Below are 14,260 nucleotides of genomic sequence, written 5' to 3'. Positions count from 1 at the left end.
GAAATGTTACACAATGTGTGTAAACAGTCTTCTTGAATAATTATACACCGTGTCGTATACTATATAAATATGCAAACAGCCGTTGAACCCTGTCGATTCCCTTTTTCCATCCCTTCTCCTCATTATTTTTTCAAAATCCCCTTTTCATTTTCGTTTGTTTGTGCTATAATATATAGGAATCGGTGCCGCATGTGAATCGGCTGTGATTTTCAGTTATTCAGGAGGTATGCATAATGAATACGATGGAAAAGGATTTATATCACCTTTGGTGTGAGAAGGCCGTAGATGATGCGGATCTTCAGATAGAGCTCAAACAGATTGCAGACGACGCAGATGCCATCCAGGATCGCTTTTATCGGGATCTGGCCTTCGGCACCGGCGGTCTGCGGGGTGTAATCGGTGCGGGCTGCAACCGGCTGAACATTTACACCATCCGCCGGGCAACTCAGGGACTTGCGGATTATGTAAACGCAGATTTTCAGAACCCATCTGTTGCCATTGCCTATGACAGCCGGATCAAGTCCACTGTCTTTGCCCAGACGGCAGCAGCTGTCCTGGCTGCAAACGGCATTCACGTCCACATTTACAAGGAACTGATGCCCACGCCTATGCTGTCTTTTGCAGTACGTCAGCTGCACTGCGATGCGGGCATCGTTATCACTGCCAGCCACAACCCCTCCAAATACAATGGATATAAAGTATACGGTAGCGATGGCTGCCAGCTGACTCTGGATGCTGCACAGAGAGTCACCGACTATATCGAAGCTCACCAGATGTTTGACGATGTAAAGACCATCACCTTTGAAGAAGGTCTCGCCAACGGCATGATCTCCTACATTGAGCAGGATGTACTGGATGCATATTTTGAAAATGTCCTCAAACAGGGCATTCACACGGATCTTTGCGCATCCAGTGGTCTGAAGGTAGTTTATACGCCTCTGAACGGCACCGGCAACAAGCCTGTCCGCACCATTCTCAAGAAGATCGGTATTACCGACGTGACCGTTGTTCCGGAACAGGAAAACCCGGACGGCCATTTCACCACCTGTCCCTTCCCGAACCCGGAAATCCGGGAGGCTCTGGCACTGGGTCTGAAGCTTTGCGAAACCTGCAAACCGGATCTCCTGCTGGCAACGGATCCGGATGCTGACCGTGTGGGCATCGCTGTACCGGACGGAAACGGCGGTTACGCTTTGATTTCCGGCAACGAAATGGGCGCTATGCTCTTTGAGTACATCTGCGCATCCCACACCCAGATGGGCACGATGCCGAAAAACCCGGTAGTTGTCAAGACCATCGTAACCACTGACCTGGTTCGTGCCATCGCCAAGGAATACGGAGTTGAGGTCATCGAGGTTCTCACCGGCTTCAAGTTCATCGGCGAACAGATTGGCTTTTTGGAAAAGAAGGGTGAAGAATCCCGTTATGTATTTGGCTTTGAGGAAAGCTATGGCTATCTGGCTGGAACCTATGTTCGGGATAAGGATGCCGTGGTTGCCTCTATGCTGATTGTGGAAATGGCTGCATACTACCGGACAAAGGGTATAACCATGATCCAGGCTCGGGATGCCCTGTACGAAAAATACGGCATGTTCCTGCACAGCCAGCAGAGCTTCCAGTTTGAAGGCGAAAGCGGCATGCTGAAAATGCAGCAGATCATGGATCAACTGCGGAATGATCCCCCCAAGACCATCGGCGGACTGCCTGTTACCAACATTGCAGACTACGAGCAGAGCATCTCCACCTGCGTGGAAACCGGTGCTGTAACCAAGCTGACTCTGCCCAAATCCAATGTACTGGCATTCACCCTGACAGACGGTGCCAGTGTTGTGATCCGCCCCTCCGGCACAGAACCCAAGATCAAGGCATACTACACCACCACCGGTAAAGACCGGGCAAGCGCTGCTGCACTGGAGGCAAAGCTCCAGGAGGATTTCTCCGGACTTTTGCAATAAAATTTCAAAAAAGACTTGCATTTTGCCCGAAGCTGTGCTATAATGTTATGGTTAAATGCAACTTCCATGGCACTACTGTCTAAGTGAACTGATGGGCTGTCATGTTTGCAACTATGAATAAAGAGGTGACAATCATGAAAGAAGGCATTCATCCGAAGTTCGAGGAGTGCACCATTACCTGCCACTGCGGCAACGTAATGAAGACTCGCTCCACTGTAGGTGATATCAAGGTCGAAATCTGCTCCAAGTGCCACCCGTTCTTCACCGGCAAGCAGAAGCTCGTTGATACCGGCGGACGTGTTGACCGCTTCAAGAAGCGTTTCAACCTGGATAAGTAAGCGGAAGGACGACTGCGGTCGTCCTTTTTCTTTTGCAGAAAGGATCGCCTCATGAAATACAAAACCATCGCTGCCCCCTGTACCCGGACGCTGATCGAAAAGCGTTCCGAATTCATCGCAGCTGTTACGCCGGTGCAAACCGCAGAACAGGCAATCGCATGCATCCAGGATGCCCATGCAGCCTACCGGAAAGCCCGGCATCATGTGTACGCCTATGTGCTGCGGGATCAGAACATCAGCCGCTACTCTGATGATGGAGAGCCACAGGGCACCGCCGGACTGCCGGTACTGGATGTGATCCGCAAGCAGGGTCTGACGGATGTGTGCTGCGTGGTCAGCCGGATCTTCGGCGGTGTGCTGCTGGGTGCCAACGGCTTGGTACGGGCATATGGTCAAGCCTGTGCCCAGGCGCTCCGGGATGCGCAGATCATGGAAATGTGCGCCTGCCGTTCCATGACCATCCAGTGCGACTATACCTTCTACGGCAGGCTCCAGTTCGCCCTGGCATCCGACCCGGTTATCATCACCGATACCCAGTTCACCGATGCAGTCACCGTCACCCTCCTGGTGCTGGAAGAACAGGCACAGTCCCTCTGTGACCGTCTGATCGACCTGTCCAACGGTACCATCACTGTCTCTCTGGAGGATGCGGGTTACCGGGACTTTTCTTCCGTGTTGCCTTAAAGAAATCCCGGTCGGAAAAAGGGAAAAATGAATTTATAAAGTATATATATAGTGAAGATAAAATGCCCTGGACTGGAGGGATACCATGACCATTCGTGAACAGACGGAAATTCTGGAGCTTGGCACGCTAAGCCCCTACGCATGCACCTGCGTGGGAAACGCCAAACGCAGCCGCCCGGAGCCCAAATGCCCCTACCGGACGGAATTTCAGCGTGACCGGGATCGGATCCTCCACTGTAACGCCTTCCGGCGACTCAAGCGAAAAACACAGGTGTTTCTCTCCCCGGTGGGGGATCATTACCGAACCCGGCTGACCCACACCCTGGAGGTCGCTCAGATTGCCCGCACCATTGCCAGAGCGCTTCGCCTGAATGAGGATCTGACAGAGGCCATTGCCCTGGGGCATGACCTGGGGCATTCTCCCTTCGGTCATTCCGGAGAAGCCATTCTGGATGAGATCTGCCCCTATGGCTTCAAGCATTACCTGCAAAGCGTCCGGGTGGTGCATTACCTGGAAAAGAAGGGGCAGGGACTGAATCTGACCTTTGAGGTCAAAAACGGCATCGCATGTCACACCAATAAAATTGCCGCCACCCGTGAGGGCAACATTGTCCGGCTGTCAGATAAAATCGCCTACATCAATCACGACATTGAAGACGCCACCCGGGCAGGGATCCTGACACCGGCGGATCTGCCCAGTCACCTGACCGCCGTGCTGGGAACGGACAAATCCCAGCGGATCACCACCATGGTAGCATCCGTCATTGAAAACGGTCCGGATGAGATCCGCATGACCAAACCCATCAAAGCCGCCCACGATGCGCTTCGCACCTTTCTGTTTTCCAACGTATACACCAACCCGGTGGCAAAGGCGGAGGAGGAAAAGGCAAAGGGGCTGGTGGAAAAGCTCTACGGCTATTTCATCAAGCACCCGGAAAAAATGCCGGATGAATACAAGCAGATCCTCCGGCGGTTTGATCTGCACCGGGCGGTTTGCGACTATATTTCCGGCATGACGGATGGATACGCTGTAGATCTATACCAGCAGATCTTCATCCCACAGTCCTGGGGAAGCAGGTGAGCCTATGCCGTTGCCGGACGAATTTATCTACCAGCTGAAGCTGGCAAACCCCATTGACACCACCATGGGTCGCTATGTGCATCTGATTCGCAGCGGCAGCAACTATAAATGCCTTTGCCCCTTTCACTCGGAGAAAACCCCATCCTGCACAGTATACACCGGTACTCAGAGCTTTTACTGCTTTGGATGCGGCGCCGGCGGAGATGTCATCACCTTCACCAAGCAGATCGAAAACCTGGACACCTACGAAGCCATCAAGCTGCTGGCGGAACGGGGCGGACTGGAAATGCCGGAAAACGACCTGAACAAGGACGGGGCGAAGCTGAAACTGCGAATCCTGGAAATGAACCGGGAAGCCGCCAACTTCTTTTACCGGAATCTGCTCCAGGGGCAGGACAAGCGTGGGCTGCAATACGCCGTCCAGCGTGGACTGACCCCCAAGGCCATCAAGAAATATGCCATTGGCTATGCCCCTGCCGCATGGGACGGACTGATGAAGCATCTGGAAGGTCTGGGCTTTACCCGGGAGGAGATGCTCTCTGCCGGACTGATCCGGCAAAACGCCCGGGGCTGCTTCGACTTTTTCCGGGAGCGTGTCATGTTCCCCATCATTGACCTGCGGGGCAATGTGATCGCCTTCGGCGGCAGACTCATCGAAGGGGAAGGTCCCAAATATCTGAATAGTGGCGACACCCCCGTGTTCAAAAAAAGCCGGAATCTGTTTTCCCTGAACTTTGCAAAGAATGCAAACGTGAAGCAGCTGATCCTGGCAGAGGGCTACATGGACGTAATCGCCATCAACCAGGCTGGCTTTGAGCAGGTGGTCGCCACCCTGGGCACGGCGCTGACTGCGGAACAAGCGCGGATCATGGCGCAGTACGCCACAGAGGTAGTGCTGTGCTATGACAGCGATTCTGCCGGACAGAATGCCACCCACCGGGCGATCAATCTGCTCAGCGAGGCAGGGCTCCACACCCGGATCCTCAAGGTGCAGGACGCAAAGGACCCGGACGAGTACATCCGGAAATTCGGTGCCACCCGGTTCAAACTGCTGCTGGATAACTCCGGCGGTGCCATCAACTTTGAGCTTGCCCGATGCCGGGAGGGTCTGGATCTTGCCACAGAGCAGGGCAAAATCGACTTCCTCCGGCGAACGGTGCAGGTACTTGCCGGCATCCGGAACGAAATGGAACGGGAAGTATACCTGTCCAGAATCGCCAAGGAGGAGGAAATCAGCCTGGACATACTCCATTCCCAGGTCAAGGCACAGCTGCGTAAAAGCTACTACACCGAAAAAAAGCAAAGCTGGAACGCCATGATGGCAAAATCCTCCTTCCGAGATGAACTGAACCCGGAAGCCCCCCAGTACCAGCGGGAAGCAAAAGCAGAGGAGCAGATTCTGGCGTATCTGTTCCTGCATCCGGACTTGCTGCCGGAGGTGGAAAAGCGTTTAAAGCCGGAGCATTTCTTCACCAGTCTGCACCGGAAAATCTATGAGGTTTTCTGTGAACGCATGCCGGAAACAGACACCTTTTCCGTTTCCATGTTCCGGGACGCATGCTCGGATGCGGAAATGGGCAGAATAACAGGAATCATGGCACACAATGCAGAGGTGGCTCTGACGGCGGATACCCTGAACGACTGCATCCGTCTGCTGCTCCAGGCAAAGGAACACGAAAAAATCAATGCAGATCAACTTTCTGACGATGATCTGCTTTCCATAGTCAATCAAGCCAGAAACAAAAACTAGGAGGACTCATTATGGCAGAAAAAAATGAAAGCATCGATGCGCTGATCGAACGTGCAAAGGCAAGCGGCAAGCTGTCCACACGGGAGTTGAACGACGCATTCGAGCGTTTTGATCTGGATGCGGAGCAGATCGATAGCTTCTACGAAACCTGCATCAACAACAACATCGAGATCGTAGAGGATTTCATGCCGGATACAGATTTGAAGCTGGGGCTGGATTCGGATCTGAGCGATGACCTGGAGATGGCGCTTTCCACAGAGGGCATCGCCATTGACGATCCGGTGAAGATCTACTTAAAGGAAATCGGCCGGGTGCCCCTGCTGTCCGCCGAGGAGGAAATCGAGCTGGCACAGCGCATGTCCAAGGGGGACTCCTATGCAAAGAAGCGCCTGTCCGAAGCCAATTTGCGTCTGGTTGTCAGCATTGCAAAGAAGTATGTGGGCAGAGGCATGCAGTTTCTGGATCTGATCCAGGAAGGCAACCTGGGTCTGATCAAGGCTGTTGATAAATTTGACTATACCAAGGGATTTAAGTTCTCCACCTATGCAACATGGTGGATCCGTCAAGCTATTACCCGTGCCATTGCGGATCAGGCACGAACCATCCGTATTCCGGTGCACATGGTGGAAACCATCACCAAGGTCAAAAAGATCATCAGTCAGCTGCTGCACGAAACCGGTCACGAGCCTACAGCGGATGAGATTGCAGAACGGCTGGAAATGCCCGTTGAGAAGGTGCGGGAGATCATGCGGATCGCTCAGGATCCCGTATCCCTGGAAACTCCCATCGGCGAGGAGGAGGACAGCCATCTGGGTGATTTCATCCCGGACGATGACGCACCGGCGCCGGCGGAAGCCGCCTCTCTGATCCTGCTGAAGGAGCAGCTCAATGAGGTGCTTTCCACCCTGACCGAGCGGGAGGCAAAGGTGCTGAAGCTCCGGTTCGGTCTGGAGGACGGACGCTCCCGAACCTTGGAAGAAGTGGGACGGGAATTTGAAGTCACCAGAGAGCGGATCCGTCAGATCGAAGCAAAGGCACTGCGGAAGCTGCGTCACCCCAGCCGCAGCAAAAAGGTCAAGGATTTTCTGGATTAACACAAAAGCAGCCCCGGCAGACTGTAAAGTCCCCGGGGCTGTTTGTATGACAGATCATAAGGAGGATATCATGCTTTTTACGGGCATCAGCAAAACTTTTTCCACAGAACAGGAACAGCAATATGCAGCCATTGGTGCATTCTGGGATGAACTGGCTACCATATACGGCAGAGAGCAGCTACAGGGACTGGGATATCACTGGACAGCCAAAAGCATTGAATATGTAATCGGGCTGAAACAGGGTGAGATTCCCGGCGCAAATTGTACGGTGACTCTGCCGGATCAGCACTGGCAGTATGCCACAGGCAGAACCGAGCAGCTTGGCATGCTCTATGCCCGGATCTATCAAAAGGGTGCCTTGCTTTATGAGATTGAAACATTCGACGATTCCGGCAACTGCTGCATCGCCTATTACAGGTAGGACAGCTCTATCTTACTGGTTCTAACGATCCCACAGGCTGCGATAGATCCGGATCACATCCGCCTTCGTCACCGGTTTCATGGTGTTCGCCGGACTGCCGCTGGCAATGGCGTCCTCCGCCATTTTGTCCATGGCACTGAAAAATGCCGTCCGGTCAATTCCATATTCCTCCAGAGTTGGCACTTGGCAAGTCTTGCACAACTCTCTGACCGCACCGATCAGTGCCTCTGCCGCCTGGGGATCCGGCGTTGCGGTATCTGCCGCACCGATGGCTCTTGCAAGGGCGGCAAACCCGGGATAATCCCCCTCCAGTGCAAAGTCCAGACATTTTTCCAGCAGCATTGCATTGGAAATGCCGTGGGGCACATGGAACAGGGCGCCGATGGGGCGGCTCATGCCATGCACCAGGGTCACGGAGGCATTGTTGATGGCCATGCCTGCCTCCAGGGCTGCAATCACCATTTCACTGCGTGCAGTCAGATCCGAACCGTTGCTGTATGCTGTCGGAAGATACCGGAAAATCCGCTTCACCGCCGCCAACGCCACTGTATCCGTCAAGGGTTGTCGCTTCCGGGAGGTGTAGGACTCAATGGCATGGGTCAGCGCATCCAAACCCGTCGCAGCAGTAATGCGCTTTGGGGCGGATACACTCAACGCCGGATCCACCACTGCCAGTTGAGGCACCAGAACCTGCCCCTTCAGCAGCATCTTGATTCCCTGCTCACTGTCGGTGATTACAGTAAACTGTGTGGCTTCTGAGCCGGTGCCGGCGGTGGTGGGAATTGCTGCCATAGGCGGCAGCTTGCCACTGATCTCCTTGCCCATGTAATCGGTGATACTGCCGCCGCAGGCTGCCAGCACTGCAATGGCCTTCATGGCATCCAGAGGACTGCCGCCCCCGATGCCGATCAGAAAATCGCAGCCATGATCCCGGTAAGCAGCGGTACCCGCTTCGATCATCCGATCCGTAGGCTCATCGGTGATCCCGGTAAATACCGTGTACTGCACACCCTGTGCCTCCAGCAATCCCGTCAGGCTTTGAAAACAAGGCAGGGTCACCACGATCTGCCCGGTCACGATCAAAGCGTGGGTACCCATGCTGCCCAGCAATGGGGCTGCTGCCTCCAGTGCCCCGGAGCCGGTCAGAATCTGCCGGGGCACGATAAATGCTCTGCTCATCGTACATCCTCTCCTATTCGGCATCCGCCTTCAGTACGGCGTTCAGCATCACGGATGCGCCCTCGGTGCAATGCTCCGGTGAGGAATACTCTGGCTCACAGTGGGACAAGCCGTCCTTGGACTGTACAAAGATCATGGTAGTAGGCAGCATATAGGAGGCAAACTGTGCGTCATGTCCTGCACCGGAGTGAATATACTGATGGCTGACACCCAGTTCCTCTGCGGCAGCCTTCACATAGCCAACCAGCTTCTTGTTCCAGTATACCGTATCCCGGTTCCATGCCTTCTCCACCTTGCAGGTACAGCCTGCCCAGGTCTTATCGGCACATCCCTTTACAATGGCGAGTACCTGTTCCAGTACCTTGGGATCCTCATGCCGGGCATCGAAGGAAAAATCAAAGTAATCCGGCACACAGGTATGTACGCAGGGGTGGCACACCACTTCACCGGTGGTGTATACCAGTTCCGGATACCCCAGCTTATCGATTTCCTCATGGAGGTAGCACAATGCCAGGGATGCGGCAAGGAATGCATCCCGCCGCTTGGGCATGGGGAAAGTGCCTGCATGGGTGGTCTGTCCGTAAAATTTCAGCCGGTAGTTGAACATGCCCAGCACACAGTCCACCACGCCGATATCCTTGCCGTTGTCCTCCAGAATGGGACCCTGCTCAATGTGGGTCTCAAACATATACAGATACCGGTCCGGAGACAGCCGGTATTTTTTGTCCCCCTTGAAGCCGGATGCATCCAACGCCTGACCAAAGGTCTTGGAGCCATCCAGAATGCTCTTGGACGCCATCATATCCTCGTAACGGAACTTTGCCCGGATATCCTCCGGCAGGTAATCATAGCACACGATGCCGGAGCACATCATAGCCGGGGGATACAGGGAACCCTCCTCGTTGGTCCAGATCATGGCGGTCAGTGGATGCTTGTGGGGGATCTTCTCCGCCGCCACCGTTTCCAGCACCTCCATGGCGCTCATAACACCCAGAATACCGTCATAGTTGCCGCCGTTCTTCACGGAATCACAGTGGGACGCCATGACGATCCGCTTGGCATCCGGAGCACTGCCCGGCAGCGTTGCGTAGATATTCGCCACATCATCGATCTCAATCTCCGCCCCGATGGCCTTCATGCGCCGGATAAATTCATTGCGTGCCTGGATTGCTTCCGGGGACAGGGAATACCGGGTGATGCCCCCGTGCCCTGCATCGCCGAATTTGCTGAATGTGCGGATCTTGTCGGTCATTCTTTCCTTGCTGCATACATACATACTGATTACCATCCTTTCCGGCTTGCCAGGTTCCATGACTCTGGCATTCGTGTTGCCCTTCTACTTCCGCAGCTCCGGCGGCTTCAAACAATCCGCCAGCAGCTGTGCCACTTCGTTTCTTCCCACAAAATACGGAATCTCCCCTGTAGGTGCATCCAACAGCACCAAAAACTGATCGCCCCAGTCGTGGAGGGAAATGCCCTGCACCTGCTTCTCCTGCCGCAGGCGTCCCAGAAATTCGTTGACCCGGACAAATCCGTACAACCACTTGTCCCAGGGCACCGGAAAGGGAAGCTTTCCGGCAAATCCGGCGCTCAGTTCCAGTTCCACCGGCAGCTCGGACAATCCGCAGGGCTGCTCAAACTGTGCATGCATCACCAACCGAAACCGATTGGTCTCGATCAGCTGCGCCAGGGGAATCCGTTCTGCATGCTGATAACTTTTCGGAGACATAGCATCCCCTCCTTATAACATGGTCTGATCCACCTGGGTCAGAACCTGATCCATTTTTTCCATTTCCTCACGAAGCTGTGCCTCTGTAATAATCAGGGGCGGAGAAACAAAGAGCATATTCTCGTGGGAGTAGGTCATAAAGCCCTTGGCACGAAGCATGCCGATGATCTTCCCCATAATCCCCTCCGGATCCTTTCCATAGGGCACCAGAGGCTCCCGGGTTCCCTTGTCCTTTACCAGTTCAATGGAGGAGAACAGCCCGATGTACCGCACATCTCCTACACAGGGATGGGTTTCCTTCAACTGCTCCAGCAGTTCTCCCAGCACCTTGCCGACTGCGTTCACATTGTCCAGGATCTTTGCCTCGTCGTAGTATTCCAGGCAGGCTACACCTGCTGCACAAGCCAGCGGATGCCCCGAATAGGTCAGACCGCAGGAAAGCAGATGGTCATCAAAGTACGCGGCAATTTCCTTGCTGACGCAGACGCCGCCCAGCTGTACATAGCCGCAGGTGATGCCCTTTGCAAAGGACACAATGTCCGGCTTGACGTCGAAATGCTCAAAGGCGAACAGCTTGCCGGTTCTGCCAAAGCCAGCCATTACTTCATCGCAGATCATCATGATCCCGAACTCATCACAGATCTTCCGCACCCCCGGCAGATAGCCCTTGGGGGGAATGATGACTCCGTTGGAGCCGGTAATGGTCTCCATTACAATGGCAGCCACGCTGTCCGGCCCCTCGTAGCAGATCTGCTCCCGCAGCTTTCCCACATAGTAGGCGGAAGCCGCCTCCTCGCTTTCAAAGGGGAGCTGTTCCCGGTACAGATAGGGGTCAAAAAATTTTACGAAGCCCGGAATGCCCGGCTCCAGAGGATACCGCCGGGGCTCGCCGGTCAGATTGCCTGCCCCAAAGGTGGAGCCGTGATAGGAACGGTACCGGGAGAAGATCTTATTTCTGCCAGTGTACATCCGGGCGATCTTAATGGCATTTTCGTTGGCATCTGCACCTCCGTTGGTGAAGAACACCTTGCCCATATTGTCCGGCATCCGGTCGATTACCATTTTCGCCAGCAGGCTCCGGGACTCTACCGCATAGCTGGGGGCCATATAACAGAACTGCTCTGCCTGCTCCTTGATGGCATCGATGATCCGCCGGTTGCCGTGTCCCACATTCAGGTTCACCAGCTGGGAGGACATATCCGTGTACCGGTTGCCTTCATAATCCCAGATATAGATCCCCTCCGCCTTTTCCACCGGGATCGGGTTGATGGATCCCTGCTTTGACCAGGACTGCAGATTGTACTGCTTGTGATACGCCTTGACCTGTTCCCCGCTGAGTTTTCCCATAATACTCATCCTTTCCTTTATACAGCGTCCAGCATTTCCATAATGCAAAACGCCAGCATGTAATTCATTTTGTCCGTATCCCGCAATTCCGTTTGCAGGATCTCCCGGATCATTTTCATTTTGTAATTCACCGTATTCCGGTGAAAGTTCAGCTTCTGTGCCACCTGCTGCACACTGCCGTTGCTGTCCAGATAAACCCGCAGGGTCTGTACATAATCCGTATTGTTCTTCCGGTCATATTCCATCAGCACTCCCAGGGTAGACTTCACATAATCCGACAGAATGGAAGTATCCCGCACGCCGAACAGCACCTTATAGATCCCCAGATCCGCATATTCCATGCAAGGTACTCTGCGCTGGCATGCCACCGTCAGGGCGGATACCGCCTCGCTGTACAGCTCCGGCACCTTTCCCCAGCCCTCCTCCACGGTACTGATACCGGCAAAGAGACTGTCCTGCTTGTCCAGCAATCGCTGAATGGCTGTGTACAGCCGTTTCATCTCCGCCGGGGAGGATTTCTGCCGCACCAGGATCAGATTGTTTTCCTGTTGAAACACACAGGCTGGATAGGCGGATTTTTTTAAGATCCGTCCCATGGAGAAGCTGTACTGCTTCCATAGATCCGAAAGCTTCCGGATCTTCCGGGTGGTTTTCAGCCGCAGTGCCATGATGGTGTAGCTGCTCTCGTTGTGAAAACCGCTGCGCAGCATTGCCGTCCGGTATCCATCCTCCTTTTCCGGCGAAAAGATCAGATTCCGGAAGGCGGCTGCCACACTGGTTTCGATCTCCTCGCTGCTGACGATCCGGTGGCAGAAATCATAGGTCACATCAATGATATGCTCCTCCCAGGGAATCGTGAACAACGGGAAGGCATTCTGCTCACAGTACACGATCACCTGGGGCGGAATGGAGGTGATATAGGGTCCCAGATTCACCACCAGACCTACCGCTCCGTGCTCCCGCAGGTTCACCACAAAGTCCAGGAGCCAGTCCACACCCCGCTGCCGGATGCCGGTGGTAAACACCAGCTCATTGCCGTGGATAAACCCCGTCACCTCCGGATCCTCAATCATATGCACCCACCGAACCGGATTATCCAGTCCGTCCCGGCCGGCAATCAGCCGCAGCTGATAGCTCTTTTCCGTATTTTCACAAAGTCTTGACAGCGAGATCGGCATAAAGCTCCCTCCCTTGCGTTCTGTTATGGCTTCGGGATCCGGCGGCTGACGCCGATGGCACCCATGGGGCACACCAACCGGCACAGATGGCATCCCACACAGCGTGCAGCATCCAGAACCGGTTTCCCCTTCCGCAGAGTGATTGCCTGGTGCCCGCCGTCCTCACAGCTGATGCAGCATCTGCCGCAGCCGATACATCGAGACTGGTCAAACTTGGGATACACCAAGGTGCTCCGGTTCAGCTGCTCCGCCGGAACGATCTTGCCCACTCCGGCACCTACCAGCTGCTCCACACTGGCAAAACCCTTGCCTTCCAGGTAATCCGCCAGTCCGTACAGCAGATCCTCAATGATCCGGTACCCGTACTGCATCACGGCGGTGGTAACCTGTAAATTGCCGCAGCCCAGCGCCAGAAATTCCGCTGCATCCTGCCAGGTTTCAATGCCTCCCATGCCGCTGATGGGCACCCCCTTCAGCCGGTCACAGGATGCCATATCATATATGAACCGCAGAGCAATGGGCTTGACCGCCTTGCCGGAATAACCGGACACTGCGGATCTGCCGTCCACCTGGGGCAGGGATGCCATACTGTCCAGATCCACCCCGGTAATGCTCTTGACGGTGTTGATGGCGGCAAGTCCGTCTGCCCCCGCTTCCACAGCGGCAATAGCCGGAAGCTCCATGTGCGCCAGATTCGGAGTCATTTTCGCCAGGATCGGCAGCCGAGTACCTTTCCGCACTGCTGCGGTGTATGCCCGAACCAGCTCCGGATCCTGCCCCACATCGGAGCCAAGCCCGTTGCCGCACATCTGGGGACAGGAAAAGTTGCATTCGATGATATCCGCCCCCGCCTGCTCCGAGCGCCTTGCAAGCTCCGTCCACTCCGCCTCGTTTCTGCCCATAATGGAGGAAACGATGACCTTTTCCGGGAATGCCTCCTTCAGTCGCCGCAGGGTCTCGAAGTTTTCTTCCGGATCATGATCCGAAATCTGCTCCAGGTTCCGGAATCCCACAAAGGGAGTATCCTCCTTGCCAATGGCATCGAACCGGGGAGAAACCTCCTGGGGGATGAACAGACCAATGGTTTTGAACACCACCCCTGCCCAGCCCATGGACAGCGCCCTTGCGCACATGTCATAGCCGCTTGCCACCACAGAGGAGGACAGGAAAAATGGATTTTCACAGGGAACGCCAAGAAAATCTGTCGCCAGCCTGTTCAGATCCGGCTTGGCACGCCGCTTCGGCAGGGCTGCCGCCGTCTGCCGGATCCGCAGCGGAAAATCATAATGCCGACACGCCTGTTCACAGGCACCATCGCAGGAAGCACATCCTGTCCCATCCACCTTCCAGACAGCCCCGGCAGGGTTCCCGAACCGGATCGACCGGAGCATACCCGCCGGGTCATAGCCCTTGGAACAAGCGGCGGTACAAGCAGCGTCCCCGCACAGCAGGCATCTTGCCGCCTCATTGCAGATATTCAGCATGGAGCTCCTCTCCTTTCCGT

At 54.8% G+C, this 14,260-nt stretch carries 13 protein-coding genes; 7 read left to right on the top strand and 6 right to left on the bottom strand.

Going from position 1 to position 14,260, the window contains the following annotated elements; all coding sequences use genetic code 11:
• Positions 1 to 233 precede the first annotated feature (233 nt).
• The 7 genes from RUM_RS00275 (at position 234) to RUM_RS00245 (ending at position 7,323) form a co-directional block, all read left to right on the top strand.
• Entirely contained in the window at positions 234 to 1,955 is a 1,722-nt protein-coding gene (locus RUM_RS00275) for a phospho-sugar mutase (RefSeq protein WP_015557247.1), read from the top strand.
• A gap of 134 nt (positions 1,956 to 2,089) precedes the next feature.
• Positions 2,090 to 2,293, top strand: coding sequence for a 50S ribosomal protein L31 (gene rpmE / locus RUM_RS00270; RefSeq protein ID WP_015557246.1), 204 nt, complete (start codon positions 2,090 to 2,092; stop codon positions 2,291 to 2,293).
• A 51-nt stretch (positions 2,294 to 2,344) separates the two neighbouring features.
• Positions 2,345 to 2,977 carry an IMPACT family protein gene (locus tag RUM_RS00265; RefSeq protein ID WP_015557245.1) on the top strand — a complete coding sequence of 211 codons (633 nt, stop codon included), beginning with the start codon at positions 2,345 to 2,347 and terminating at the stop codon, positions 2,975 to 2,977.
• Positions 2,978 to 3,062: 85 nt separating this feature from the next.
• Positions 3,063 to 4,058 carry a deoxyguanosinetriphosphate triphosphohydrolase gene (locus tag RUM_RS00260; protein ID WP_015557244.1) on the top strand — a complete coding sequence of 332 codons (996 nt, stop codon included), beginning with the start codon at positions 3,063 to 3,065 and terminating at the stop codon, positions 4,056 to 4,058.
• 4 nt (positions 4,059 to 4,062) lie between these two features.
• Entirely contained in the window at positions 4,063 to 5,808 is a 1,746-nt protein-coding gene (dnaG, locus tag RUM_RS00255; protein WP_015557243.1) for a DNA primase, read from the top strand.
• An 11-nt stretch (positions 5,809 to 5,819) separates the two neighbouring features.
• The gene (rpoD, locus tag RUM_RS00250; protein ID WP_015557242.1) at positions 5,820 to 6,902 is read left to right on the top strand and encodes an RNA polymerase sigma factor RpoD; all 1,083 of its coding nucleotides are present in this window, start codon (positions 5,820 to 5,822) and stop codon (positions 6,900 to 6,902) included.
• Positions 6,903 to 6,948: 46 nt separating this feature from the next.
• Positions 6,949 to 7,323 carry a hypothetical protein gene (locus RUM_RS00245; protein ID WP_147645518.1) on the top strand — a complete coding sequence of 125 codons (375 nt, stop codon included), beginning with the start codon at positions 6,949 to 6,951 and terminating at the stop codon, positions 7,321 to 7,323.
• A gap of 21 nt (positions 7,324 to 7,344) precedes the next feature.
• Here the strand turns inward: RUM_RS00245 and RUM_RS00240 are convergent, their stop codons facing one another.
• From RUM_RS00240 to preA, 6 genes are read right to left on the bottom strand one after another with little or no spacing between them, the layout of a single operon-like run.
• Complete coding sequence (locus RUM_RS00240; protein ID WP_015557240.1) at positions 7,345 to 8,502, bottom strand: iron-containing alcohol dehydrogenase; 1,158 nt, start codon at positions 8,500 to 8,502, stop codon at positions 7,345 to 7,347.
• A gap of 13 nt (positions 8,503 to 8,515) precedes the next feature.
• Entirely contained in the window at positions 8,516 to 9,778 is a 1,263-nt protein-coding gene (locus RUM_RS00235) for a Zn-dependent hydrolase (protein ID WP_015557239.1), read from the bottom strand.
• Between the two features lie 60 nt (positions 9,779 to 9,838).
• Positions 9,839 to 10,231: a hypothetical protein gene (locus RUM_RS00230; RefSeq protein WP_015557238.1), complete on the bottom strand. Its 393-nt coding sequence runs from the start codon at positions 10,229 to 10,231 to the stop codon at positions 9,839 to 9,841.
• Positions 10,232 to 10,243: 12 nt separating this feature from the next.
• The gene (locus RUM_RS00225; RefSeq protein ID WP_015557237.1) at positions 10,244 to 11,578 is read right to left on the bottom strand and encodes an aminotransferase class III-fold pyridoxal phosphate-dependent enzyme; all 1,335 of its coding nucleotides are present in this window, start codon (positions 11,576 to 11,578) and stop codon (positions 10,244 to 10,246) included.
• Positions 11,579 to 11,595: 17 nt separating this feature from the next.
• Positions 11,596 to 12,756, bottom strand: coding sequence for a PucR family transcriptional regulator (locus RUM_RS00220; RefSeq protein WP_015557236.1), 1,161 nt, complete (start codon positions 12,754 to 12,756; stop codon positions 11,596 to 11,598).
• Between the two features lie 23 nt (positions 12,757 to 12,779).
• Entirely contained in the window at positions 12,780 to 14,240 is a 1,461-nt protein-coding gene (gene preA / locus RUM_RS00215; RefSeq protein ID WP_015557235.1) for an NAD-dependent dihydropyrimidine dehydrogenase subunit PreA, read from the bottom strand.
• Positions 14,241 to 14,260: the final 20 nt, after the last annotated feature.

The organism is Ruminococcus champanellensis 18P13 = JCM 17042 (assembly GCF_000210095.1).
GTDB classification, from domain to species: Bacteria; Bacillota; Clostridia; order Oscillospirales; family Ruminococcaceae; genus Ruminococcus_F; species Ruminococcus_F champanellensis.
The sequence above is the reverse complement of the archived record's forward strand: the minus strand, read 5'-3'. Positions and strand labels throughout refer to the sequence as shown.

Bases quoted from the DNA above. Each gene is read 5' to 3' on its own strand.
- RUM_RS00240 (WP_015557240.1), bottom strand. From the start codon at position 8,502: ATGAGCAGAGCATTTATCGTGCCCCGGCAGATTCTGACCGGCTCCGGG.
- RUM_RS00275 (WP_015557247.1), top strand. From the start codon at position 234: ATGAATACGATGGAAAAGGATTTATATCACCTTTGGTGTGAGAAGGCC.
- preA (WP_015557235.1), bottom strand. From the start codon at position 14,240: ATGCTGAATATCTGCAATGAGGCGGCAAGATGCCTGCTGTGCGGGGAC.
- RUM_RS00245 (WP_147645518.1), top strand. From the start codon at position 6,949: ATGACAGATCATAAGGAGGATATCATGCTTTTTACGGGCATCAGCAAA.
- RUM_RS00230 (WP_015557238.1), bottom strand. From the start codon at position 10,231: ATGTCTCCGAAAAGTTATCAGCATGCAGAACGGATTCCCCTGGCGCAG.
- RUM_RS00220 (WP_015557236.1), bottom strand. From the start codon at position 12,756: ATGCCGATCTCGCTGTCAAGACTTTGTGAAAATACGGAAAAGAGCTAT.
- RUM_RS00235 (WP_015557239.1), bottom strand. From the start codon at position 9,778: ATGTATGTATGCAGCAAGGAAAGAATGACCGACAAGATCCGCACATTC.
- dnaG (WP_015557243.1), top strand. From the start codon at position 4,063: ATGCCGTTGCCGGACGAATTTATCTACCAGCTGAAGCTGGCAAACCCC.
- rpmE (WP_015557246.1), top strand. From the start codon at position 2,090: ATGAAAGAAGGCATTCATCCGAAGTTCGAGGAGTGCACCATTACCTGC.
- RUM_RS00265 (WP_015557245.1), top strand. From the start codon at position 2,345: ATGAAATACAAAACCATCGCTGCCCCCTGTACCCGGACGCTGATCGAA.
- RUM_RS00260 (WP_015557244.1), top strand. From the start codon at position 3,063: ATGACCATTCGTGAACAGACGGAAATTCTGGAGCTTGGCACGCTAAGC.
- RUM_RS00225 (WP_015557237.1), bottom strand. From the start codon at position 11,578: ATGGGAAAACTCAGCGGGGAACAGGTCAAGGCGTATCACAAGCAGTAC.
- rpoD (WP_015557242.1), top strand. From the start codon at position 5,820: ATGGCAGAAAAAAATGAAAGCATCGATGCGCTGATCGAACGTGCAAAG.